This is a genomic window from Streptomyces sp. DvalAA-43 (genome assembly GCF_900091725.1).
GTDB lineage: Bacteria > Actinomycetota > Actinomycetes > Streptomycetales > Streptomycetaceae > Streptomyces > Streptomyces pulveraceus.
This window is the reverse complement of the sequence record NZ_FMBW01000033.1, coordinates 115201-136340: the sequence shown is the minus strand read 5'-3', so window position 1 is coordinate 136340 and position 21140 is coordinate 115201. Positions and strand designations below refer to the sequence as shown.

Genomic DNA, 21140 nt, shown 5'->3' with positions numbered 1-21140 from the left:
GGCGGGCGCGGCCACCCCGCGCGACCCCGTCGCCGTACGGCCCGCGAGGCCACCGCGACCATGATCGCCGGGGTGTGATCGGGCGGCCCGAGGAACGTCCGTGCCGACAGCCGTTACGCTGGACCCGTGGCAGTCGTCGATATTTCCGAAGAGCTGAAGTCCCTCTCCTCGACCATGGGGTCGATCGAGGCCGTCCTGGACCTGGATGCGCTGAGGGCGGACATCGCCGCGCTCGAGGAGCAGGCGGCCGCGCCTTCCCTCTGGGACGACCCCGAGGCGGCGCAGAAGATCACCAGCAAGCTTTCGCACCTCCAGGCCGAGGTCCGCAAGACCGAGGCCCTCCGCGGCCGGATCGACGATCTCGAAGTCCTCTTCGAGCTCGCCCAGGACGAGGGCGACGCCGACGCCCTGGCCGAGGCGGAGTCGGAGCTGGAGTCCGTCCGGAAGGCGCTGGACGAGATGGAGGTCCGTACCCTCCTCTCCGGCGAGTACGACTCCCGCGAGGCCCTGGTCAACATCCGGGCCGAGGCCGGCGGCGTGGACGCGGCCGACTTCGCCGAGAAGCTCCAGCGCATGTACATCCGGTGGGCCGAGCGGCACGGCTACAAGACCGAGGTCTACGAGACGTCCTACGCGGAGGAGGCCGGCATCAAGTCGACCACCTTCGCCGTCCAGGTGCCGTACGCCTACGGCACGCTCTCCGTCGAGCAGGGCACCCACCGGCTCGTCCGGATCTCGCCCTTCGACAACCAGGGCCGCCGCCAGACGTCCTTCGCGGGCGTCGAGGTGCTGCCGGTGGTCGAGCAGACCGACCACATCGAGATCGACGAGTCCGAGCTGCGCGTGGACGTGTACCGCTCCTCGGGCCCCGGCGGCCAGGGCGTCAACACCACGGACTCCGCGGTCCGTCTGACCCACCTGCCGACCGGCATCGTCGTCTCCTGCCAGAACGAGCGCTCGCAGATCCAGAACAAGGCGTCCGCGATGAACGTCCTCCAGGCGAAGCTCCTTGAGCGCCGCCGCCAGGAGGAGCAGGCCAAGATGGACGCCCTCAAGGGCGACGGCGGCAACTCCTGGGGCAACCAGATGCGGTCGTACGTCCTGCACCCGTACCAGATGGTCAAGGACCTGCGTACGGAGTTCGAGATCGGCAACCCGGAAGCGGTCTTCAACGGCGAGATCGACGGCTTCCTGGAGGCGGGCATCCGCTGGCGCAAGCAGCGGGAGAAGTAGACGGGAACACGCGTTCGCGGCGGTGCCGGAGTCCCTCGGGGTCTCCGGTACCGCCGTTTTCGTCAGGGGTGGTCACGAGGTCGCCGCCGAAGGGGAGTTGGGACTCCTGGTTGCGTGGATGCCGTGGCGAGTGCGTCACAGTCGTGATTCCGTATGAAGGCCAACTGCGAGCAAAACAGCTCATATTGCACGGAACGGCCTTGACGTAGTCCTTAACTGTGGACAGGGTGCTAGGGCAGCATGCGTATGTCCGGGACGGGTGCGAACGGGGGCGGGCGGCATGACCACGGCTCTGTGTGGCGCCGCTCGGAGCGAACTCCGGAGAACCGGGGCCCGCATATGGCTGCTCCACTGACGAGAACAGCTACTGGGGGTAGCAGCACATGACGAAGAAGACGCGAGTACGCGTCGCGCGGATCGCCGCAGGTGCGGTCATCGCCGCGGGCGCCTCGCTCACTGCCGCCGGTGCGGCTTCGGCGGTCGGCATCGGCGTCGACCTGGGCGTCGTGTCCACGAAGGCCGCGGTCGACGAGGGCGGTCTGGGCATCGACGCCGACATCAAGGGCCCGCAGGGCAGCTCCGACGGCGGTCCGGGCGCGGTCGACGAGGGTCAGACCGGCACCGAGGGCACGTCGGGCGACTCCGGCGATTCCGGTACGTCCGGTGACTCCGGCACCGAGGGCACGTCCGGTGACTCGGGCACCGAGGGTACGTCCGGTGACTCGGGTACTGAGGGCACGTCGGGCGACTCCGGCACGGAGGGTACGTCGGGCGACTCGGGTACCGAGGGCACGTCCGGCGACTCCGGCACCGAGGGCACGTCGGGCAACTCCGGCACCGAGGGTTCCTCCGGCAACGGCGGCAACAACGGCACCTCCGGCAACGGCGGAAACAGCGGTTCGTCCAGCAACGGCGGAAACAGCACCTCCGGCACGTCCGGCAACGGTGGCACCACCAGCAATGGTGGTACCACGGGTAACGGCGGTACCACGGGTAACGGTGGCACCACCGGCACGGGTGGCACCACCGGTACTGGCGGTACCACCGGTAACGGCGGCGCCACCGGCTCCACCACCGGCGGCGACACCTGCACCGTCGACCTCGACGGCGCCAAGTGCGCGGACAACACCACTCCCGACTCCGCCGGCAACCAGCCGGTCGAGCAGGGCAAGGGCAAGGACGAGCTCGCCGAGACCGGTGCCGCCGAGACCACGTTCCTGCTGGTCGGCGCCGCGACGATGATCGCCGGAGGCATCGGCTTCCGGATCCTCCCGCGCCTGATGAACGGCCGCACGGTCGCCTAAGGGCCGCCGGCGGCAACGCCACGCACAGAGGGGCCCGGGATACCGATCGGTATCCCGGGCCCCTCCGCGTACACGTACCGGCGCCTGTGGTCCGGCAGGCGGAGCGTGCGGCTACACGCCCTGGTGCGCCAGCAGTGCCAGCGCGCCCAGCAGCACCACCAGCAGGGCCACCAGCATCACCGGGTTCAGCCCGGCGAACATTCCCTGCTCCTGTTCCTGCTGCAGCCGCGCACGGCTCGCCCGGCACACGGGGCAGCGGCCCTCGTTGACGGGCGCCGCGCAGTTCGCGCACACCAGTCGGTCATAGGTCATGCGCTTTCCTCCTCCCGCGCGGCGGAGCCGCATACGCTTTCTCTCCGCACAACGCTCATGGAAACGCAACCGTTCCCCCTACCACTGTGCCAGCTCGCGCGGATTTCGGCGCGGCCCGCCGGAGATCGCCCGTTCCGCGGCACTTGGGACCCGCGTCCGGCCGGTACCGTTCCGCCATAAAACGCCCATCCTCGGACGTGCGCCTGCACGGCTCAGTCCGGTTCGCGTATGGTCACGCACACCTACTCCCGGCCGACCGTGGTGCATCCGTGATCCGATTCGACAACGTCTCCAAGACCTACCCGAAGCAGAGCCGCCCCGCTCTACGGGATGTGTCCCTCGATATCGAGAAGGGCGAGTTCGTCTTCCTGGTGGGCTCGTCCGGCTCCGGCAAGTCCACCTTCATGCGGCTCATCCTCCGTGAGGAGCGCGCCAGTCAGGGCGCGGTCCACGTCCTGGGCAAGGACCTCGCGCGCCTGTCCAACTGGAAGGTGCCGCACATGCGCCGCCAGCTGGGCACGGTGTTCCAGGACTTCAGGCTTCTCCCCAACAAGACCGTCGCGGAGAACGTGGCGTTCGCGCAGGAGGTCATCGGCAAGCCGCGCGGCGAGATCCGCAAGGCGGTGCCCCAGGTCCTCGACCTGGTCGGCCTCGGCGGCAAGGAGGACCGGAGGCCCGGCGAGCTCTCCGGTGGTGAGCAGCAGCGCGTGGCGATCGCGCGGGCGTTCGTGAACCGCCCCATGCTGCTGATCGCGGACGAGCCGACCGGCAACCTGGACCCGCAGACCTCCGTCGGCATCATGAAGCTGCTGGACCGGATCAACCGGACCGGCACCACCGTGATCATGGCGACCCACGACCAGAACATCGTCGACCAGATGCGCAAGCGCGTCATCGAGCTGGAGCAGGGCCGTCTCGTACGCGACCAGGCCCGCGGCGTCTACGGCTACCAGCACTGAGCACCGAGCACTGAAAGGACGCCATGCGCGCCCAGTTCGTCCTGTCGGAGATCGGCGTCGGCCTCCGTCGGAACCTCACGATGACCTTCGCCGTCGTCGTCTCCGTAGCCCTCTCGCTCGCCCTGTTCGGCGGCGCGCTGCTCATGCGCGAGCAGGTCAGCACGATGAAGGACTACTGGTACGACAAGGTCAACGTCTCGATCTTCCTCTGCAGCAAGAGCGATGTGACCTCGACGCCCAAGTGCGCCAAGGGTGCCGTCACCGCGCAGCAGAAGAAGTCGATCGAGGACGACCTCGGCAAGATGGACGCCGTCGACACGGTCACCTACGAGTCGGCCGACCAGGCGTACAAGCACTACCAGGACCAGTTCGGCGACTCGCCCATGGCGAACAACATCACGCCGGACATGATGCAGGAGTCGTTCCGGGTCAAGCTCCACGACCCGAAGAAGTACAAGGTCGTCGCCACCGCCTTCGCCGGCCGGGACGGGGTGCAGTCCGTCCAGGACCAGAGAAGCATCCTGGACAACCTCTTCCAGCTGATGAACGGCATGAACGTGGCCGCCCTCTTCGTGATGGCGCTGATGCTGGTCATCGCGCTGATGCTGATCGTGAACACCGTCCGGGTGTCCGCGTTCAGCCGACGGCGCGAGACGGGCATCATGCGGCTGGTCGGCGCCTCCGGCTTCTACATCCAGATGCCGTTCATCATGGAGGCCGCGTTCGCCGGTCTCATCGGCGGTGTGCTGGCCTGCGTGATGCTGCTGGCCGGCCGGTACTTCCTGATCGACGGCGGTCTGGAACTCCAGAGCAAGCTGAATCTGATCGACTTCATCGGCTGGGACGCGGTCCTCACCAAGCTGCCCCTGGTCCTTGCAATCGGCCTGCTGATGCCCGCCGTTGCCGCGCTCTTCGCGCTCCGCAAGTACCTCAAGGTGTGACATGCGCCCCCTGGGCGCGCGGCCAACCGGCCGTGCGCCCAGGGGGCGTTGTCCTAGACTCGGCGCCATGTCGGGCCCCACGCAGCGTCTCGGGCCCCGCGGTGTGCGCCGCGGGGCGGCCCTGACCTTGGTTTTCGCGGGTGTACTGGCCACCGCGGCGGCCACCGGTTCGCTGCCGCGCTGCAACCCGAAGTCCGAGGATCTCGCGACCCGTTCCGTGGCCTCCACCGTCGACCGCGACGAGGTGGCTGCCGCCGCGGCCCGCGCCGTGGCCGACGGCAAGTCCGGCAAGGAGGCGGCCGAGGAGGTCGTCAGCCGCAGCGGGGACCGCTGGGGCGCGGTGTACGACGAGCGGCAGTACGAGGAGTTCGAGCAGGCCCTGGACGGCTCGTACACCGGTGTCGGGCTGGCCGCGAAGCGCACCGCAGACGGGCAGGTCGAGGTGGCCCGGGTGCAGCCCGGAGGCCCCGCCGACCGGGCCGGCATCGAGCCGGGCGACCGGATCCGCACGGTCGACGGCCACCGGGTCGGCCGGCGCCCCGTCGCCGAGGTCGTCGCCCTGCTGCGCGGCGACCGCACGGAGGCCGCCGCGGGCACCACCGTCGTGCTGGGGGTCGAGCGCGGCGCCGGTCTGCGCACCGAGACGCTGCGCCGGGCCAGGCTCACCACCGAGGCCGTGACCGTGCGACGGATCGGCGCGGACCGTGCCGACCCCGCCGCCGCCGTACTGATCGAGGTCGACTCGTTCACCAGGGGCTCGGGCGCCAAGGTCCGGGACGCGGTCCGGGACGCGCCGTCGGACGCCGGGGTCCTCCTCGACCTCCGCGGCAACTCCGGCGGCCTGGTCACCGAGGCCGTCACCGCCGCCTCCGCCTTCCTGGACGGCGGCCTGGTCGCCACGTACGACGTGCACGGCGAGCAGCGCGCCCTCTACGCGCAGCCGGGCGGCGACACCGGCCGCCCTCTCGTCGTCCTGGTCGACGGCGGCACGATGAGCGCCGCCGAGCTGCTCACCGGCGCGCTCCAGGACCGGGGCCGCGCCGTCACGGTCGGCTCACGGACCTTCGGCAAGGGTTCGGTCCAGATGCCCAGCAAGCTCCCGGGCGGCGCGGTGGCCGAGCTGACCGTCGGCCACTACCGCACCCCGGCGGGGCGCAGCGTCGACGAACGCGGCATCACCCCGGACCTCGCGGTCGACTCCCGGGCCGAGCAGCGGGCCGAGACAGTATTGAGTGGCCTCGGGGGTGGGTCGTAGTGCGAAAATGGCCGCACTATGGCTAAGGAAAAGGACACAGGGCGCAAGCTCATCGCGCAGAACAAGAAGGCGCGGCACGACTACCACATCCTGGACACCTACGAGTGCGGCCTCGTGCTCATGGGCACCGAGGTCAAGTCGCTGCGGCTGGGCCGGGCCTCCCTGGTGGACGGCTTCGTCCAGATCGACGGCGGCGAGGCCTGGCTGCACAACATCCATGTGCCCGAGTACGTGCAGGGGACCTGGACCAACCACTCGGCCAAGCGGAAGCGGAAGCTGCTGATGCACCGGGCCGAGATCGACAAGCTGGAGTCGAAGTCGGGCGAGACGGGCCACACGATCGTGCCGCTCGCGCTGTACTTCAAGGACGGCCGGGTCAAGGTCGAGATCGCGCTCGCCAAGGGCAAGAAGGAGTACGACAAGCGCCAGACCCTCCGCGAGAAGCAGGACACGAGGGAGACCAACCGCGCGATCTCGGCGGCGCGCAGGCGCCAGCGGAGCGCGTAGGACCGTGCCCGGCCCGGCGTCGCCGGGCGTCGGCAGGAATAGGCTGGCATCGTCGCGCGTTGGTCACGTACGATGGCACTGCACCTCACCGCAGGTGCGCGCATTGAAAACAAAACATGGGGATGATCGGTTTCGACAGCGGATGTCGAAGCAGGGGAAGCGTGTCGAGGAAGCGGCAATGATCTCGTAAACCATATGTCGCAACCAATAATCGCCAACACCAAGCGCGATTCCTTCGCCCTCGCTGCCTAAGTAGCGACTTGCGAAGTGTCAGCCCGGGGGTGATCCCGACCCGGATCCTGGCATCATCAAGGGATCTAAACTTCTAGACCCGGTCACGGGGCCTGGAAGGAAATCAAACAGTGACTGAGCCCGTCGGAGACTTGTTCGCGTGATCTCCGGGGCCGAGAAAATCGCAGCGAACTGCACACGGAGAAGCCCTGATTCTGCACCGTTGGACGCGGGTTCGATTCCCGCCATCTCCACAATTCCCATGTGAACGAGGACCCCGTCGCCACCGGCGACGGGGTCCTTTTTCGTGTGCCGGTCACCGGCTCCGAGGCGCCCGGACGCCGGCCGCCGCGGCGGTCAGGGCCAGGGCCGCAGCGCAGACCGGTGCGGCGTACCCCGTCACCTGTCCTGTGTGTTCCACCAGCCAGCCTCCGGTCGCCGAGCCTGCGGCGATGCCGCCCAGGAGTGCGGTCACGGCCAGTGTCATGCCCTCGTTCAACTGGCCCTGCGGGGTGAGGCGTTGTACCAGGGTCATCCCGGTGACCATGGTCGGGGCGGTCGCCGCGCCGGCCAGGAGGAGTGCGGCGGCGAGGGCGAGCAGGGACGGGGTCGAGGCGGCGGCGAGCAGGGGCAGGGACATCAGGGCGGTCATTCCGGCCAGGCAGAGCAGCAGTCGGCGCCGGATGTCGGTGGCCGGGCGCAGTGAGCCGTACAGCAGGCCCGCCACGCATGATCCGGCCGCCTGGAGCGCCAGGATCGCGCCCCCGGCGTGGGCGATCGTGACGACCTCCATCGAGCCGAAGACCGCGCCGGTGGCGAGGAAGGCGGTGAGCAGCGCCGGCATGCCCCGGGTGCGGAGCGGGGAGCCCGCGTGGGTGCGGGGCGCCACCGGCGGTTCGGTGGCGCGCTGGGCGGCGAAGAGCAGTACGCCGGTCATCAGCAGGGTCGCCGCGACGAGTGTTCCGGCCTCGGGGAAGAGCACCGAGCACAGCAGTGCGGCGAGGGCCGGGCCGAGCATGAAGCAGAGTTCGTCCGCGGCCTGTTCGAAGGAGTTCGCGGTGTGCAGGGCGGCCGGGTCGCCCCGGTGCAGATGGGCCCAGCGGGCCCGGGACATCCCGCCGGTGTTGGGGGTGGTGGCGGTCGCGGCGTAGGAGGCGAAGAGGGTCCAGGCCGGGGCGTCGTAGTGCACGCAGAGCAGCAGGGCCAGCGAGCCGAGCACGGCGATCGCGGTGGCGGGCACCGCGACCCGCGCCTGCCCGTACCGGTCGACGAGCCGGGCCGTCCAGGGGGCGACCAGCGCCGTGGCGGCGAGGCCGGTGGCGGTGACCGCCCCGGCCAGGGCGTACGAGCCGCGCGTCCCGGCGATCATGATGACCGCGCTGACGCTGAACATCCCGCTGGGCAGCCGGGCGATGAGATTGCCCGCGGTGAAGGCGCGGGCGCCCGGGGTGGCGAGCAGCCTGCGGTACGGGTTGGTGGACGCCCGCCGGGCGGGGGCGGTGCGGGCGGCGATGACCAGCAGGTCACCGGAGACGGTGAGCAGGGGAGTGGTGGCGGGCTTTCTCTCGTACGGCATGGATCAAGCCTCGGGGCGTGCGGTCCCCGGGGTCCAACACCTTCTCCGCGCCGATTGACGCATCTGTGTTGTAAATTCTGGTGTGGCCTCCTCCGCCGCCGATCCGGGCACCCCGACGCGTACCGTCCGCACCCACACCGACCCCCGGCTGCTCCACGCCTTCGTCGCGGTGGCCGAGGAACTTCACTTCACTCGTGCCGCCGCCCGGCTCTACCTCGCCCAGCAGGCGCTGAGCCGCGACATCCGCAGGCTGGAGCGCGAGCTGGGCGCCGAGCTGTTCGTACGGACCACCCGGCAGGTCGCCCTCACCGCCGATGGCGAGAGGCTCCTGCCGTACGCGCGACGGGTGCTGGACGCGCACGCCGAGCTGGCCGAGGCCTTCGACGACCCCGCGGCCCGGCCGCTCTTCGTCGACCTCAACACCGACGGCATGACCGCCGCCCGGGTGCTCGCCCGCGCCCGGGAACTGGCCCCGGCGTGCGAGCTCATGGCGCGCTTCGAGAGCGGCCTGACCTGGGCCGCCGAGGAGATCCTCGCCGGGCGGCTCGATGTCTCCTTCGGTCGCGCCGCCGGACTCGACCCCGCGGTGCGGGCACGGCTGGGCACACAGCCGGTGCGGTACGAGCCGATGGCCGTGCTGCTCCCCGACGAGCACCCGCTCGCCGCGCGCGAGGCCGTGGCGCTCGGCGACCTGGCCGGTGAGACCGTCTACGCGGGCGCCGGGAACCCGCGCACCACGGAATGGACGGACTTCGCCCGGCTGCTCTTCGCCGAATGGGGCGTCGCACTCGCGCCGCCCATGCCGCTCGCCATCGGCGTGGCCGAATTCCAGCGGGTCATGGCCAAGTCCCGGAACCCGGTGCTGGCCGTCGTCGACTTCCCTCCGATACCGGGCACCGTGGTGCGTCCGCTGGTCCGGCCCGTGCCGCTCTCGCCGCTGCTGCTGGTCTGGCGCAAGGGGCTGCGCCACCCCGGCCTCGATGCCCTGCGCGAAGCCGCGGCCCTGCTGGGTTCCGAGGAGGGCTGGATGGTGCGCCCCGAGGGCAGCTGGCTTCCCGGTCCCGACGCGTCGCTGATGCTGGGGTCCGGCTGAGCAGTGCCGGTGGTGGTCTTGGGGCGGGCGCCGTCACCCCTGCCGGTCGTGGGCCGGGCAGTGGGCGGGCGTCAACCGTGCGTATACCTTCTCGCCGGAACGGGTTCCGCCGCGTCCGTGCCCCCGGAAGCCGCTGCTCAGCGGTGCCGGGGCAGAATCATGACCGCCCGATGTCATGTGCCGTAACGGGCGGGAAATGCGGGTGAACCAGCCCTGTCACGCATCCTTGGCAGGCTCGCCCCTCGGCATCATCGGGCAGCAGCGGGACGAGAGCCGGGAAACCACATGCACGAGGACGAACAGCAACAGCGCGGGCCCCTCGCGGGCTTCACCGTCGGGGTCACCGCCGCACGGCGCGCGGAGGAGTTCGGCGCGCTGCTGGAACGACGGGGCGCCACGGTCCTGCACGCGCCCGCCCTGCGGACCGTGCCGCTCGCCGACGACGGCGAACTCCGCGCCGTCACCCGGCAGATCGTCGAATCCGCCCCCGACGTGGTCATCGCCACCACCGCGGTCGGCTTCCGCGGCTGGACCGAGGCCGCCGCGGACTGGGGCCTCGGCGACCGTCTGCTGGCGGCCCTGCGCGGCGCCGAACTGCTGGCCCGCGGCCCCAAGGTCAAGGGCGCCGTCCGGGCCGCCGGGCTGACCGAGACGTGGTCGCCCGCCTCCGAGTCCCTGGCCGAGGTGGGGGACCGGCTCCTGGCGGAGGGCGTGGCGGGCCGCCGGATCGCCCTCCAGCTGCACGGCGAACCGCTCCCCGGCTTCATCGAGTCGCTGCGCGACGCGGGCGCCGAGGTCCTCCCCGTACCCGTCTACCGCTGGACGGACCCCGAGGACATCGCCCCGCTCGACCGGCTGCTCGACATCACCCTCGCCCGCGGCCTGGACGCGCTCACCTTCACCAGCGCCCCGGCCGCCGCCTCGCTGCTCGGCCGGGGCGAGAAGCGCGGGCTGCTCCCGGAACTCCTGAGCGCGCTGCGCGACGACGTCCTCGTGGCCTGCGTCGGACCGGTCACCGCCGCGCCGCTGCGGGCCCGCGGCATCGGCACGATCCAGCCGGAACGCTTCCGGCTCGCCCCGCTCGTCCAGCTCCTGTGCCAGGAACTTCCGGCCAGGGCACCCGCGTTGCCGGTCGCCGGACACCGGGTCGAGATCCGGGGGCACGCCGTGATCGTGGACGGCGAGCCGCGCCCGGTGGCGCCCGCCGGAATGGCGCTGCTGCACACCCTGGCCCGTCGGCCGGGCTGGGTGGTGGCCCGCGCCGACCTGCTGCGCGCACTGCCCGGCGGCGGTACCGACGAGCACGCGGTGGAGACGGCCGTCGCACGGCTCCGTACGGCGCTGGGTGAGCCCCGGCTCATCCAGACGGTCGTCAAACGCGGCTACCGGCTGGCGCTGGACCCGGCGGAGGACGGCGGGGGCCGATGAGTCCGCTGCCGGGCCGGTTGCCGGTCCCGCCGTCGGTCCGGCCACCGGTCCCGTCTCCGGTTCCGACTCTTGTTCCGTCTTCTCTCCGTGCCCGTTGTCAGTGCCTCTTGGTAGAACGGGGGAGGCAGGGGAGGACCAGCGGAAGGGGGCCCCGTGGGTACCTGGGGCAGCGGGAATTTCGACAGTGACACGGCCGCGGACCATCTGTCGGGCATCACCGGGCGGCTTCTCTCGGAGATCGAGGAGGCGATGGGCGGCGACCCGGTCGTCCTGGAGCCCGACGAATACGACGGCGTCGCCGTGCCCTGCAACATCGAGCTGCTGGCCCTGATAGCGGAGCAGGGCCATGTCGGCGTGACCATGCCGGAGCCGGCGGTGGTCGAGGGCTGGAAGAAGACGTTCATGGACGTGTGGGAGCGGACCATCGACGGTCTGGAACCCAAGCAGGAATACAAGGAGGACAGACGCGCCGAGCTGATCCGCACCTTCGACCGGCTGGCGGCCCTGGCGGAGCGGCACCACGCGGCGTAGTGAGGGGCGGGGTCCGGGCGTGGGACGGGGGCGGGGGCAGCCGTGGGCCGGAGGACCGCACCGGGATAGCGTGCCGGGATGATCCATGACATCCACCGGCTCGACGCGGAGGTACGACTCCGTCCCGTCACCCCGGCCGACGCCGCCTCCCTCGCCGACTCGCTGACCCGCAGCCGCGCGTACATGCAGCCCTGGGAGCCCGTGCGGCCCGACTCCTTCTACACCGAGCAGGGGCAGCGCGAGCGGCTGGCCGGGCTGCTCGCCGACCGGGACGCCGGGCGGTGCATGGCCTGGGTGCTCGCCGACGAGGCGGACCGTGCGATCGGCGGGTTCAACCTGAACGGCATCGCGCTCGGGCCGTTCCGCAGCGGCACGCTCGGGTACTGGACCGATGTCGAGTACGCGGGCCGCGGTCTGGCCACGGCCGCCGTGCGACGGATCTGCGAGGTGGCCAGGGACGGGCTGCGGCTGCACCGGGTCGAGGCCGGGACCGTGGTCGACAACGCCGCCTCCCAGCGGGTGCTCGCCAAGTGCGGCTTCGAGCAGTTCGGAATGGCCCCGCGCTATCTCCACATCAACGGCGAATGGCGCGACCACCGCCTGTTCCAGCGGATCCTGCACGACGGCCCGCCGACGGGCTGAGCCACCGGGCGGCCGGAGACGGACGGCTGCGGGAGGACATTCCCGGTGCCTACGGGAGGACGTTCCCGGTACGCATGGGAGGACATTCCCGGGTACCTACGGAAGAACCTTCCCCGTACGCCGTGTCCCACCGGCACACAGACGCACGTGCCGGTGCCCGTCGCGCGGCCACGGCGGCCGCGCCGGAAGCACCTCCGCGAAGCCGTATCCGCTCTTCTCCGCGACCCGGCACGACGCCTTGTTGTCCACTTGGTGCATCAGCTCCAGCCGCGTCAGCCCGTCCCCGGCGAACGCCCCGAACGCCCAGTCGCCGAGCGCCCCGAGCGCCAGCGGCGCGATCCCGCGGCCGCGGGCGGGCGCCGCCGTCCAGTAGCCGACCTCCGCGCTGCCGGAGCCGGGGCCCGGGTACTTGAGCGCCACGTTTCCGACCAATGCGCCGCCGTGATCGCGGTCCACCACCGCGAAGCCGAAGCGGCTGCCGGACTTCCGGCCCCGCCGCTGCTCCCGCAGCCACTGTTCCGCCTCCGCCTCGTCCGTGATCCGCGTCAACAGCATGGCGCGCATCGTGGGGTCACGGTGGGCCTCGATCAGGGCCGGGGCGTCCTCGGCAAGCCAGGGCCGGAGCAGCAGCGGGCCGGCCGACAGGGTGAAGGTGCCGGGATCGTCATCCATCCGGACACCGTACGGCCCCGCGTGCGACGACCCGTGGGACGGCAGGGGTTCCGGGGCGGGCCCGCTGGGGGCACTCTGGGGGAGGCCCCATCGGTGAACCGAGGCGGTGACATGCGCATGACGGTCGGCAGGAGTGCGTGCGACTGGCGGTTCGACTCCGGTCGGCCCTGCCTCGACCTGGTGGCGACGGGGATCGGGACCACCGGCGCCTGCGAACTGCTCGACGGCGCCGAGCGGCTCGCCGACTGGCTGGTCGCCGCCGGACTCGTACCGGACGGCACGCGCCTCGACGCCGTGGACGAGAGCTGGGTGGTGCGTTTCCGGCAGTTGCGGACCGGTGTGGACCGGCTGCTGACGGCCGAACTGGGCGGCCGCGGAGCCGGGAGCGCCCTGGACCGGGTCAACGCGCTCGCCGCCGAGGCGCCACCGGGGCTGCGGGCGGTGCGTGGCAGGGGCGGCAAGCTGGTGCGGGCGCTGAGCGCCGACCCCGACTGCGGGGCGCTGCTGGCCGCCGTCGCCCGGGACGTCGTGGAACTCCTCACCGACCCCGTGGCCCGAGCCGCACTGCGCCGCTGCGAGGCGGGCAACTGCCGCCGCATCTATCTGGACACCTCGCGCGGACGCCGGCGGCGCTGGTGCTCCAGCGAGGTGTGCGGGAACCGCGAACGGGTGGCCAGGCACCGGCGCCGCGCGGCGGCCGTGGCGGTGCGGGACGCGCCCGTCGCGGTGCCGGACGCGGCGGTGTCGTGAAGCAGGGCCCGGCAGCGCCGTAGAGACGCAGCGCCGTAGAGACGCAGCGCTGTAAAGACGCAGCGCTGTAAAGAAGCGGGGCCCGGTGGTGCCGTAGACGGCGGGGGAGAGACACCGACCGCTTCGGGGCGCGCAGGTCCGGCGGCGGAGGACCGGCCGGGGCCGATGCCGGACCGAGATCGCCGGAGCATCATTTCGATATGCGCGGCAGGTGCGCGGCGGGTCCCCCTTCGCATAAGGTTGACGGCTGCCCAATGCACGTCAGAAGGGGGCCTCGGTGGCCGCGCAGGATGCCGCTGTCGATTCGTTGCGGGACCGGGAAATCGGTGTCGAGCAGGAACATCTCGACCGTGTGTACCACCGCCTTGAGGAGAAGATCCACGAGGCGGAATTTCTCATGAATGACGCCGTCAAGCGTGGCCAGGTCGGTACCCCGGGAGCGCTCGCCGAGCGCGACGCCCAGGTGTTCCGGGCCGGAATCCACCTCAACCGGCTGAACAGCGAGTTCGAGGACTTCCTCTTCGGAAGGATCGACCTGCTGCTCGGCAAGGACGGCGAACGCGGCCCGGACGGCGCGTACACCTCCGTCGAGGCGGCCGACGACGCCGTCCGCGACGACAACTCGGCCGATATCGCGGAGACGCTGCACATCGGCCGGATCGGGGTCCTCGACTCCGACTACGCGCCGCTGGTCATCGACTGGCGCGCACCGGCCGCCGCACCGTTCTACCGCTCGACGCCGAAGGAACCCGGCAGGGTCGTACGCCGCCGGGTCATCCGCTCCAAGGGCCGTAAGGTCCTCGGCGTCGAGGACGACCTGATGCGCCCCGAGCTGACCGCGTACCTGGACGGCGACAAGCTGCCCGTTATCGGCGACGGCGCCCTGATGGCGGCGCTCGGCCAGGCCCGCAGCCACACCATGCGGGACATCGTCTCCTCCATCCAGGCCGAACAGGACCTGGTGATCCGGGCCCCCGCCGCCTCGGTCACCGAGGTCTCCGGCGGCCCCGGCACCGGCAAGACGGCCGTCGCCCTGCACCGCGCCGCGTACCTCCTCTACCAGGACCGGCGGCGTTACGCGGGCGGCATCCTCGTCGTCTCGCCGACCCCGCTCCTGGTCGCGTACACCGAAGGCGTACTGCCCTCGCTGGGCGAGGAGGGGCAGGTCGCGATCCGCGCGGTCGGCTCGCTCTCCGACGAGGCGGCGGGCGTCGAGGGCGCCACCACCTACGACGAGCCCGCCGTCGCCCGGATCAAGGGCTCCTCGCGGATGCTCCAGGTGCTGCGCAAGGCCTCCCGCGGCGCCCTGGAACAGCCGGGCACCTCCCGCAGGCCGGCGGACCGGGACGGCCAGCTGTCCTTCGGCGACGGGGACGGGGACGCGGAAGCCGGCGCCGCCCCGGTCACCCCCACCCGGCTGCGGGTCGTCGCGTTCGGCGCCCGCGTCGAGCTGAACGCCGACGAGCTGCACCGCATCCGGCAGTCCGTCCTCGGCGGCACCGCCCCGGTCAACCTGCTGCGCCCGCGCGCCCGCAGAATGCTCCTGGACGCCCTCTGGAACAAGTCCTCGGGCCGCGGCCGCTACACCGACCCCGAGCTCGTCGCCGAACTGCGCTCCTCCTTCGACGAGGACGTCTCCACCGAGACGGACTTCCTCGACTTCCTGAACGCCTGGTGGCCCGAGCTCACCCCGCGCGGGGTGCTCGCCGCGATGGCCGACGAGAAGCGGCTGGGCCGCTGGGCCCGCCGGGTCCTCAACCAGGGCGAGGTGCGCCGCTTCGCGCGCTCCCTGAAGCGGCTCGACCGCGAGGGGAACGGACCGCTGTCCGTGCACGACGTGGCCATCCTCGACGAGCTCCAGACGCTGCTCGGCACCCCGCACCGGCCGAAGAAGAAGCGCGAACTCGACCCGCTGGACCAGCTCTCCGGTCTGGAGGAGCTGATGCCGCAGCGCGAGGAGACCCAGCGCGAGCGCGCCGAGCGGCTGGCCGCGGAGCGCACGGAGTACGCGCATGTCATCGTCGACGAGGCGCAGGACCTCACGCCCATGCAGTGGCGGATGGTCGGCCGCCGCGGCAGGCACGCCACCTGGACGATCGTCGGGGACCCGGCGCAGTCCTCCTGGTCCGACCCGGACGAGGCCGCCCGCGCGCGCGACGAGGCGCTCGGCAACCGGCCGCGCCGCCGCTTCACCCTCACGGTCAACTACCGCAACCCGGCGGAGATCGCCGAGCTGGCCTCGAAGGTCCTGGCGCTGGCGATGCCCGGAATGGAGTCGCCCGCCGCGGTCCGCTCGACGGGCGTGAAGCCGCGCTTCGAGACCGTACGGGACGGCGATCTGGCCGCCGCGGTGCGCGAGGAGGCACGGCGGCTGCTCGCCGAGGTCGACGGCACGGTGGGCGTGGTCGTCGCGATGAACCGCCGGGCGCAGGCCCGCGACTGGCTCGCCGAGCTCGGCGAACGGGTGGTGGCGCTGGGCAGCCTGGAGGCGAAGGGTCTGGAGTACGACGCCACGGTGGTCGTCTCGCCCGCGGAGATCGCGGACGAGTCCCCGGCCGGCCTGCGGGTGCTGTACGTGGCGTTGACGCGTGCGACGCAGCAGCTCACGGTGGTCTCGGGGGAGCGGGACCTCCCCGACGAGGACGGCGTCCCCGACCTGCTGAGGGACTGAGACGGGCTGCTGAGGGACTGAGACGGGGCCGGGCGGGGCGGCGGGGCCGCGTCCGGCACTGTTTTTCGGGTCAACCTGTGCTGCGGGGAATCACTTCTTCGGGGTCTTTGTTAGCCTGGTGTCGGCACCGGCTCGATCCAAGCCCCCGGGCCCAACCTTCGTCGCTACGAGCGACCACTTGCCGCGAGGCGAGCATGGCGGGTCGGTGCCGCTTGACCAAGAAGACAGACCCGCGTCACCTTCCGGTGGCGCGGGTCTGTTCTTGTTTCCGGAGGCGGTGCTCATCGCGCGGGGCCCCGGCGCACGGACATGGCCGATACCGATCCGGCCGGGGCCATTCGGGGGTTCCGCTGAGGCGGTCATATCTCGTATGGTGGAAACTACTTTCCGAAGAGTGGCAGTCATTACCGGCTACCGGCCAGTAGGTGCGACGATCGGGAAGCGTGTCCGAGGTGAGCGCCCCGGTCGCGCGGCAATGAAGCTAAGGAAAGCGAAGGACTCGGCCATGGCAACGGCGCCCAGCGTCTCGTACTCGATGACGGTCAGGCTGGAGGTGCCCGCGAGCGGCACAGCGGTCTCCCAGCTCACCACGGCCGTGGAGTCCTCCGGCGGATCGGTCACCGGCCTCGACGTGACCGCCTCCGGTCACGAGAAGCTGCGGATCGACGTCACCATCGCGGCCACCTCCACCTCGCACGCGGACGAGATCGTCGAGGGCCTGCGCGGCATCGAGGGCGTCGTCCTGGGCAAGGTCTCCGACCGTACGTTCCTGATGCACCTCGGCGGCAAGATCGAGATGGCGTCCAAGCACCCCATCCGCAACCGTGACGACCTCTCGATGATCTACACCCCGGGCGTGGCCCGGGTCTGCATGGCGATCGCCGAGAACCCCGAGGACGCGCGCCGCCTCACCATCAAGCGCAACACCGTTGCGGTCGTGACGGACGGTTCCGCGGTGCTCGGCCTCGGCAACATCGGCCCGATGGCCGCCATGCCGGTCATGGAGGGCAAGGCGGCCCTCTTCAAGCGCTTCGCCGACATCGACGCCTGGCCGATCTGCCTGGACACCCAGGACACCGACGCCATCGTCGAGATCGTCAAGGCGATCGCCCCCGGCTTCGCGGGCATCAACCTGGAGGACATCTCCGCGCCCCGCTGCTTCGAGATCGAGGCACGGCTGCGCGAGGCCCTGGACATCCCGGTCTTCCACGACGACCAGCACGGCACCGCGATCGTCGTCCTGGCCGCGCTGACCAACGCGCTGCGCGTGGTGGGCAAGGGGATCGGGGACGTCCGGGTCGTCATGTCGGGCGCCGGAGCGGCCGGTACGGCCATCCTGAAGCTCCTGATCGCCGCGGGCGTCAAGCACGCCGTCGTCGCCGACATCCACGGCGTGGTGCACGCCGGCCGCGAGGACCTGGTCTCCGCCGACGCCGACTCGCCGCTGCGCTGGATCGCCGACAACACCAACCCGGAGTCCATGACCGGCACGCTCAAGCAGGCCGTCGTGGACGCCGACGTCTTCATCGGCGTCTCCGCCCCGAACGTCCTGGACGGCGCCGATGTCGCCGCCATGGCCGAGGACGCGATCGTGTTCGCGCTCGCGAACCCGGACCCCGAGGTGGACCCGGCAATCGCCCGCCAGACCGCGGCAGTTGTCGCCACCGGGCGCTCCGATTTCCCGAACCAGATCAACAACGTGCTGGTCTTCCCGGGTGTCTTCCGCGGCCTGCTGGACGCTCAGTCCCGCACCGTCAACACGGAGATGATGCTCGCCGCGGCGAGGGCCCTCGCCGACGTGGTCGCCGAGGACGAGCTGAACGCGAACTACATCATCCCGTCGGTCTTCAACGACCGGGTCGCGGGTGCGGTCGCCGGTGCCGTCCGGGACGCCGCGAAGGCGGCCGGCGGCGCCGCGAAGACCTCGGGCGAGCTCGGCTGACCCCGCCCCGTCGGCAGGGCCCGGTGCGGGCTCCTGCCGGCATCGTCCGCGCCCGCGGCGGCCAGCTCGGCCCGGCCTACGGCGCGTCGCGGGTCGCGGCGCCCCAAACGCCCCTTTAGGGTGGGCGGGCGGCGCGTCCCCCCAAGGCCCGCAACCGCTGCGGAACGCTTTCGGAGAGTCGACGGAACGTCACCACGAAGAGGCGCTGGTGCTTTTCGTGTGACTCCGGAGGGTGCCGGATTGGCGTTACCGCCGCAGGTGGGGGCAGGATGCGTAATCGGGCGCGAGGGTCTGACGACAGACCCGGGTCCGGGGACTGTCCGAGGGCCCTGGCAGCATCGGCTTCGATCTCACGCCTCACAGGCAAGAAGAACACGGGAGTAACAACATGAACCGCAGTGAGCTGGTGGCCGCCCTGGCCGACCGCGCCGAGGTGACTCGCAAGGACGCCGACGCCGTGCTGGCCGCGCTCGCCGAGACCGTCGGTGAGATCGTCGCCAAGGGCGACGAGAAGGTCACCATCCCCGGCTTCCTGACCTTCGAGCGCACCCACCGTGCCGCTCGCACCGCTCGTAACCCGCAGACCGGCGACCCGATCAACATCCCGGCCGGCTACAGCGTGAAGGTCTCCGCGGGCTCCAAGCTCAAGGAAGCCGCCAAGGGGAAGTAAGCCCCACAGGCGCGACGAAGGGCGGTCACCCCACCAGGGTGACCGCCCTTCGGTGTACCGGCCCGAGAGGCCCCGTTCTGGGCCTCTACGGCCCGATATCGAGGAACCGGGGCCCGGGGACGGGGAAACGAGGGCCCGATATCGGGGAACGTGAGCCCGGGAACGGGAAAACGGGGGCCCGGGGCAGCGCCCCGAACCCCCGTCAGCAGCCGTCCGGCGCGCGGTCTCAGACCAGCGCCCCGCCCGGCAGCTCCACCTTCGCGCCCAGTTTCTCCAGCTTGTCCATGAAGTTCTCGTAGCCGCGGTTGATCAGGTCGATGCCGTGCACCCGCGAGGTGCCCTCCGCCGCCAGCGCCGCGATCAGGTACGAGAAGCCGCCGCGCAGGTCCGGGATGACCAGATCCGCGCCCTGCAGCCGGGTCGGCCCGGACACGACCGCCGAGTGCAGGAAGTTGCGCTGGCCGAAGCGGCAGTCGGAACCGCCCAGGCACTCGCGGTAGAGCTGGATGTGTGCGCCCATCTGGTTGAGCGCGGAGGTGAAGCCGAGCCGGGACTCGTACACCGTCTCGTGGACGATGGACAGGCCCGTGGCCTGCGTCAGGGCCACCACCAGCGGCTGCTGCCAGTCGGTCTGGAAGCCGGGGTGCACGTCCGTCTCCAGGGCGATGGCGTCCAGCGCGCCGCCCGGGTGCCAGAAGCGGATGCCCTCGTCGTCGATCTCGAAGGCGCCGCCGACCCGGCGGAAGGTGTTGAGGAACGTCATCATCGAGCGCTGCTGTGCGCCCCGCACGTAGATGTTGCCCCCGGTGGCCAGCGCCGCGGACGCCCAGGAGGCCGCCTCCAGGCGGTCCGGGATCGCCCGGTGGGTGTAGCCGTCCAGCCGGTCGACACCGGTGATCCGGATCGTCCGGTCGGTGTCCATCGAGATGATCGCGCCCATCTTCTGCAGTACGCAGATGAGGTCCTCGATCTCCGGCTCCACGGCCGCGTTGGACAGCTCGGTGACGCCCTCGGCGAGCACGGCCGTCAGGAGCACCTGCTCGGTGGAGCCCACCGAGGGGTACGGCAGCCGGATCTTGGTGCCGCGCAGCCGCTGCGGGGCCTCCAGGTACTGACCGTCCGCCCGCTTCTCGATGGTCGCGCCGAACTGCCGCAGCACGTCGAAGTGGAAGTCGATCGGCCGGCCGCCGATGTCGCAGCCGCCGAGCCCCGGGATGAACGCGTGGCCGAGCCGGTGCAGCAGCGGGCCGCAGAAGAGGATCGGGATGCGCGACGAGCCCGCGTGGGCATCGATGTCGGCGACGTTCGCGCTCTCCACATGGGTCGGGTCCAGGATCAGCTCGCCCGGTTCGTCACCCGGCCGGACCGTCACGCCGTGCAGCTGAAGCAGACCCCGGACCACCCGCACGTCGCGGATGTCGGGCACATTGCGCAGCCGGCTGGGCCCGCTGCCGAGCAGCGCGGCGACCATTGCCTTCGGCACCAGGTTCTTGGCGCCTCTGACGCGGATCTCGCCCTCCAGCGGGGTTCCGCCGTGGACAAGCAGGACATCGTCTGTGCCGGTCATGAATCTCGCGTTCCGGAGTGGTCGGGCAGGGGGCCAAACGAAAGAGTAATGGCCCCCTGCCCTCATTCAGTAAGAGAACGGGGGGTGTACGAACGTCATGAATCCGCCACAACACGCTCCGCTTCCCCGGCCTTGCGGAGGGTTACCGTCCGCATGACCCTCCGGAAAGCGCGCTCCCCGTGCACCCGTGCGCCCTGAGCTGCGCCGCGGCCCGGCCGCTGACCGGGTGGCCCACTTGGTCCCCGCGGGGGCCGAAGATGCGGGATCATTTCTGCCATGACCGAGGTGTCCTCGCTCACAGGGCGACTGCTCGTGGCCACACCCGCGCTCGCGGACCCGAATTTCGACCGGGCGGTGGTGCTGCTCCTCGACCACGACGAGGAGGGCTCACTCGGCGTGGTCCTGAACCGTCCGACCCCGGTCGGCGTCGTCGACATCCTCACGTCCTGGGCCGGCCTGACCGGCGAGCCGGACGTCGTCTTCCAGGGCGGCCCGGTCTCGCTCGACTCGGCGCTCGGCGTCGCCGTCATCCCCGGCGACGAGGGCCCGCTGGGCTGGCGCCGGGTGTACGGGGCGATCGGCCTGGTGGACCTGGAGGCGCCGCCGGAGCTGCTGGCCGCGGCGCTCGGCTCGCTGCGGATCTTCGCCGGGTACGCGGGCTGGGGCCCCGGCCAGCTGGAGACCGAACTGACCGAGGGCGCCTGGTACGTGGTCGAGTCCGAACCCGGGGACGTCTCCTCCCCGCGCCCGGAACACCTCTGGCGCGCGGTCCTGCGCCGTCAGCGCAGCGAACTGGCGATGATCGCCACGTATCCGGACGACCCTTCGCTGAACTGAAGCTCCCGGCTGTCGGTAC

The 21140-nt window shown here is 71.3% G+C and carries 19 protein-coding genes and 1 other RNA gene; 16 read left to right on the top strand and 4 right to left on the bottom strand.

Going from position 1 to position 21140, the window contains the following annotated elements; all coding sequences use genetic code 11:
* Positions 1-126 precede the first annotated feature (126 nt).
* Positions 127-1233 (top strand): peptide chain release factor 2, encoded by a 1107-nt coding sequence (gene prfB / locus GA0115234_RS10365; RefSeq protein WP_093540604.1) that lies wholly within the window; start codon positions 127-129, stop codon positions 1231-1233.
* Between the two features lie 383 nt (positions 1234-1616).
* Positions 1617-2537, top strand: coding sequence for a hypothetical protein (locus tag GA0115234_RS10360; RefSeq protein ID WP_093540603.1), 921 nt, complete (start codon positions 1617-1619; stop codon positions 2535-2537).
* A 111-nt stretch (positions 2538-2648) separates the two neighbouring features.
* Here GA0115234_RS10360 and GA0115234_RS10355 read toward each other — a convergent pair whose 3' ends face one another.
* Positions 2649-2849: a hypothetical protein gene (locus tag GA0115234_RS10355; protein ID WP_093540602.1), complete on the bottom strand. Its 201-nt coding sequence runs from the start codon at positions 2847-2849 to the stop codon at positions 2649-2651.
* Between the two features lie 269 nt (positions 2850-3118).
* Here GA0115234_RS10355 and ftsE point away from each other — a divergent pair, with 269 nt between their 5' ends.
* The 5 genes from ftsE (at position 3119) to ssrA (ending at position 6999) form a co-directional block, all read left to right on the top strand.
* The gene (gene ftsE, locus GA0115234_RS10350) at positions 3119-3808 is read left to right on the top strand and encodes a cell division ATP-binding protein FtsE (protein WP_093540601.1); all 690 of its coding nucleotides are present in this window, start codon (positions 3119-3121) and stop codon (positions 3806-3808) included.
* Positions 3809-3831: 23 nt separating this feature from the next.
* A complete protein-coding gene (ftsX, locus tag GA0115234_RS10345; RefSeq protein WP_093540600.1) occupies positions 3832-4749 on the top strand; it encodes a permease-like cell division protein FtsX in 918 nt (305 codons plus the stop codon).
* 67 nt (positions 4750-4816) lie between these two features.
* On the top strand, positions 4817-6004 hold the full coding sequence (locus GA0115234_RS10340; protein ID WP_093540599.1) for a S41 family peptidase: 1188 nt from the start codon (positions 4817-4819) through the stop codon (positions 6002-6004).
* Positions 6005-6022: 18 nt separating this feature from the next.
* Positions 6023-6511, top strand: coding sequence for an SsrA-binding protein SmpB (smpB, locus tag GA0115234_RS10335; RefSeq protein ID WP_072484162.1), 489 nt, complete (start codon positions 6023-6025; stop codon positions 6509-6511).
* 118 nt (positions 6512-6629) lie between these two features.
* Positions 6630-6999: a transfer-messenger RNA gene (gene ssrA / locus GA0115234_RS10330) on the top strand.
* Between the two features lie 59 nt (positions 7000-7058).
* Here the strand turns inward: ssrA and GA0115234_RS10325 are convergent.
* Positions 7059-8318, bottom strand: a complete 1260-nt coding sequence (locus GA0115234_RS10325) for an MFS transporter (protein ID WP_237541230.1) — start codon at positions 8316-8318, stop codon at positions 7059-7061.
* 82 nt (positions 8319-8400) lie between these two features.
* Here GA0115234_RS10325 and GA0115234_RS10320 point away from each other — a divergent pair, with 82 nt between their 5' ends.
* The 4 genes from GA0115234_RS10320 to GA0115234_RS10305 all read left to right on the top strand — a co-directional run bounded on the left by GA0115234_RS10320 (position 8401) and on the right by GA0115234_RS10305 (position 12012).
* Complete coding sequence (locus tag GA0115234_RS10320) at positions 8401-9411, top strand: LysR family transcriptional regulator (RefSeq protein ID WP_093540598.1); 1011 nt, start codon at positions 8401-8403, stop codon at positions 9409-9411.
* A 285-nt stretch (positions 9412-9696) separates the two neighbouring features.
* Positions 9697-10839 carry a uroporphyrinogen-III synthase gene (locus GA0115234_RS10315; protein WP_093540597.1) on the top strand — a complete coding sequence of 381 codons (1143 nt, stop codon included), beginning with the start codon at positions 9697-9699 and terminating at the stop codon, positions 10837-10839.
* Between the two features lie 153 nt (positions 10840-10992).
* A complete protein-coding gene (locus GA0115234_RS10310; RefSeq protein ID WP_093540596.1) occupies positions 10993-11370 on the top strand; it encodes a DUF4259 domain-containing protein in 378 nt (125 codons plus the stop codon).
* A 78-nt stretch (positions 11371-11448) separates the two neighbouring features.
* On the top strand, positions 11449-12012 hold the full coding sequence (locus GA0115234_RS10305; protein WP_093540595.1) for a GNAT family N-acetyltransferase: 564 nt from the start codon (positions 11449-11451) through the stop codon (positions 12010-12012).
* A 96-nt stretch (positions 12013-12108) separates the two neighbouring features.
* Here GA0115234_RS10305 and GA0115234_RS10300 read toward each other — a convergent pair whose 3' ends face one another.
* On the bottom strand, positions 12109-12684 hold the full coding sequence (locus GA0115234_RS10300; RefSeq protein WP_093540594.1) for a GNAT family N-acetyltransferase: 576 nt from the start codon (positions 12682-12684) through the stop codon (positions 12109-12111).
* 117 nt (positions 12685-12801) lie between these two features.
* Here GA0115234_RS10300 and GA0115234_RS10295 point away from each other — a divergent pair, with 117 nt between their 5' ends.
* The 4 genes from GA0115234_RS10295 (at position 12802) to GA0115234_RS10280 (ending at position 18717) form a co-directional block, all read left to right on the top strand.
* Positions 12802-13434 carry a CGNR zinc finger domain-containing protein gene (locus tag GA0115234_RS10295; protein ID WP_093540657.1) on the top strand — a complete coding sequence of 211 codons (633 nt, stop codon included), beginning with the start codon at positions 12802-12804 and terminating at the stop codon, positions 13432-13434.
* A 277-nt stretch (positions 13435-13711) separates the two neighbouring features.
* On the top strand, positions 13712-16105 hold the full coding sequence (locus GA0115234_RS10290) for a HelD family protein (RefSeq protein ID WP_176729131.1): 2394 nt from the start codon (positions 13712-13714) through the stop codon (positions 16103-16105).
* A 505-nt stretch (positions 16106-16610) separates the two neighbouring features.
* Complete coding sequence (locus GA0115234_RS10285; protein WP_093540592.1) at positions 16611-18047, top strand: NAD-dependent malic enzyme; 1437 nt, start codon at positions 16611-16613, stop codon at positions 18045-18047.
* 388 nt (positions 18048-18435) lie between these two features.
* Positions 18436-18717, top strand: a complete 282-nt coding sequence (locus GA0115234_RS10280) for an HU family DNA-binding protein (RefSeq protein ID WP_003968811.1) — start codon at positions 18436-18438, stop codon at positions 18715-18717.
* Between the two features lie 226 nt (positions 18718-18943).
* Here GA0115234_RS10280 and murA read toward each other — a convergent pair whose 3' ends face one another.
* Positions 18944-20284 (bottom strand): UDP-N-acetylglucosamine 1-carboxyvinyltransferase, encoded by a 1341-nt coding sequence (murA, locus tag GA0115234_RS10275; RefSeq protein WP_093540591.1) that lies wholly within the window; start codon positions 20282-20284, stop codon positions 18944-18946.
* Between the two features lie 276 nt (positions 20285-20560).
* On the opposite strand from murA, the gene GA0115234_RS10270 reads away from it, so the two are divergent.
* Positions 20561-21121: a YqgE/AlgH family protein gene (locus tag GA0115234_RS10270; RefSeq protein WP_093540590.1), complete on the top strand. Its 561-nt coding sequence runs from the start codon at positions 20561-20563 to the stop codon at positions 21119-21121.
* The last annotated feature ends 19 nt before the right edge of the window (positions 21122-21140 follow it).

Coding starts and splice junctions, on each gene's coding strand:
- smpB (WP_072484162.1), top strand. CDS start 6,023: ATGGCTAAGGAAAAGGACACAGGGCGCAAGCTCATCGCGCAGAACAAG.
- murA (WP_093540591.1), bottom strand. CDS start 20,284: ATGACCGGCACAGACGATGTCCTGCTTGTCCACGGCGGAACCCCGCTG.
- GA0115234_RS10305 (WP_093540595.1), top strand. CDS start 11,449: ATGATCCATGACATCCACCGGCTCGACGCGGAGGTACGACTCCGTCCC.
- GA0115234_RS10280 (WP_003968811.1), top strand. CDS start 18,436: ATGAACCGCAGTGAGCTGGTGGCCGCCCTGGCCGACCGCGCCGAGGTG.
- GA0115234_RS10340 (WP_093540599.1), top strand. CDS start 4,817: ATGTCGGGCCCCACGCAGCGTCTCGGGCCCCGCGGTGTGCGCCGCGGG.
- GA0115234_RS10295 (WP_093540657.1), top strand. CDS start 12,802: ATGACGGTCGGCAGGAGTGCGTGCGACTGGCGGTTCGACTCCGGTCGG.
- GA0115234_RS10315 (WP_093540597.1), top strand. CDS start 9,697: ATGCACGAGGACGAACAGCAACAGCGCGGGCCCCTCGCGGGCTTCACC.
- GA0115234_RS10360 (WP_093540603.1), top strand. CDS start 1,617: ATGACGAAGAAGACGCGAGTACGCGTCGCGCGGATCGCCGCAGGTGCG.
- GA0115234_RS10285 (WP_093540592.1), top strand. CDS start 16,611: ATGGCAACGGCGCCCAGCGTCTCGTACTCGATGACGGTCAGGCTGGAG.
- GA0115234_RS10300 (WP_093540594.1), bottom strand. CDS start 12,684: ATGGATGACGATCCCGGCACCTTCACCCTGTCGGCCGGCCCGCTGCTG.
- ftsX (WP_093540600.1), top strand. CDS start 3,832: ATGCGCGCCCAGTTCGTCCTGTCGGAGATCGGCGTCGGCCTCCGTCGG.
- GA0115234_RS10270 (WP_093540590.1), top strand. CDS start 20,561: ATGACCGAGGTGTCCTCGCTCACAGGGCGACTGCTCGTGGCCACACCC.
- GA0115234_RS10355 (WP_093540602.1), bottom strand. CDS start 2,849: ATGACCTATGACCGACTGGTGTGCGCGAACTGCGCGGCGCCCGTCAAC.
- GA0115234_RS10325 (WP_237541230.1), bottom strand. CDS start 8,318: ATGCCGTACGAGAGAAAGCCCGCCACCACTCCCCTGCTCACCGTCTCC.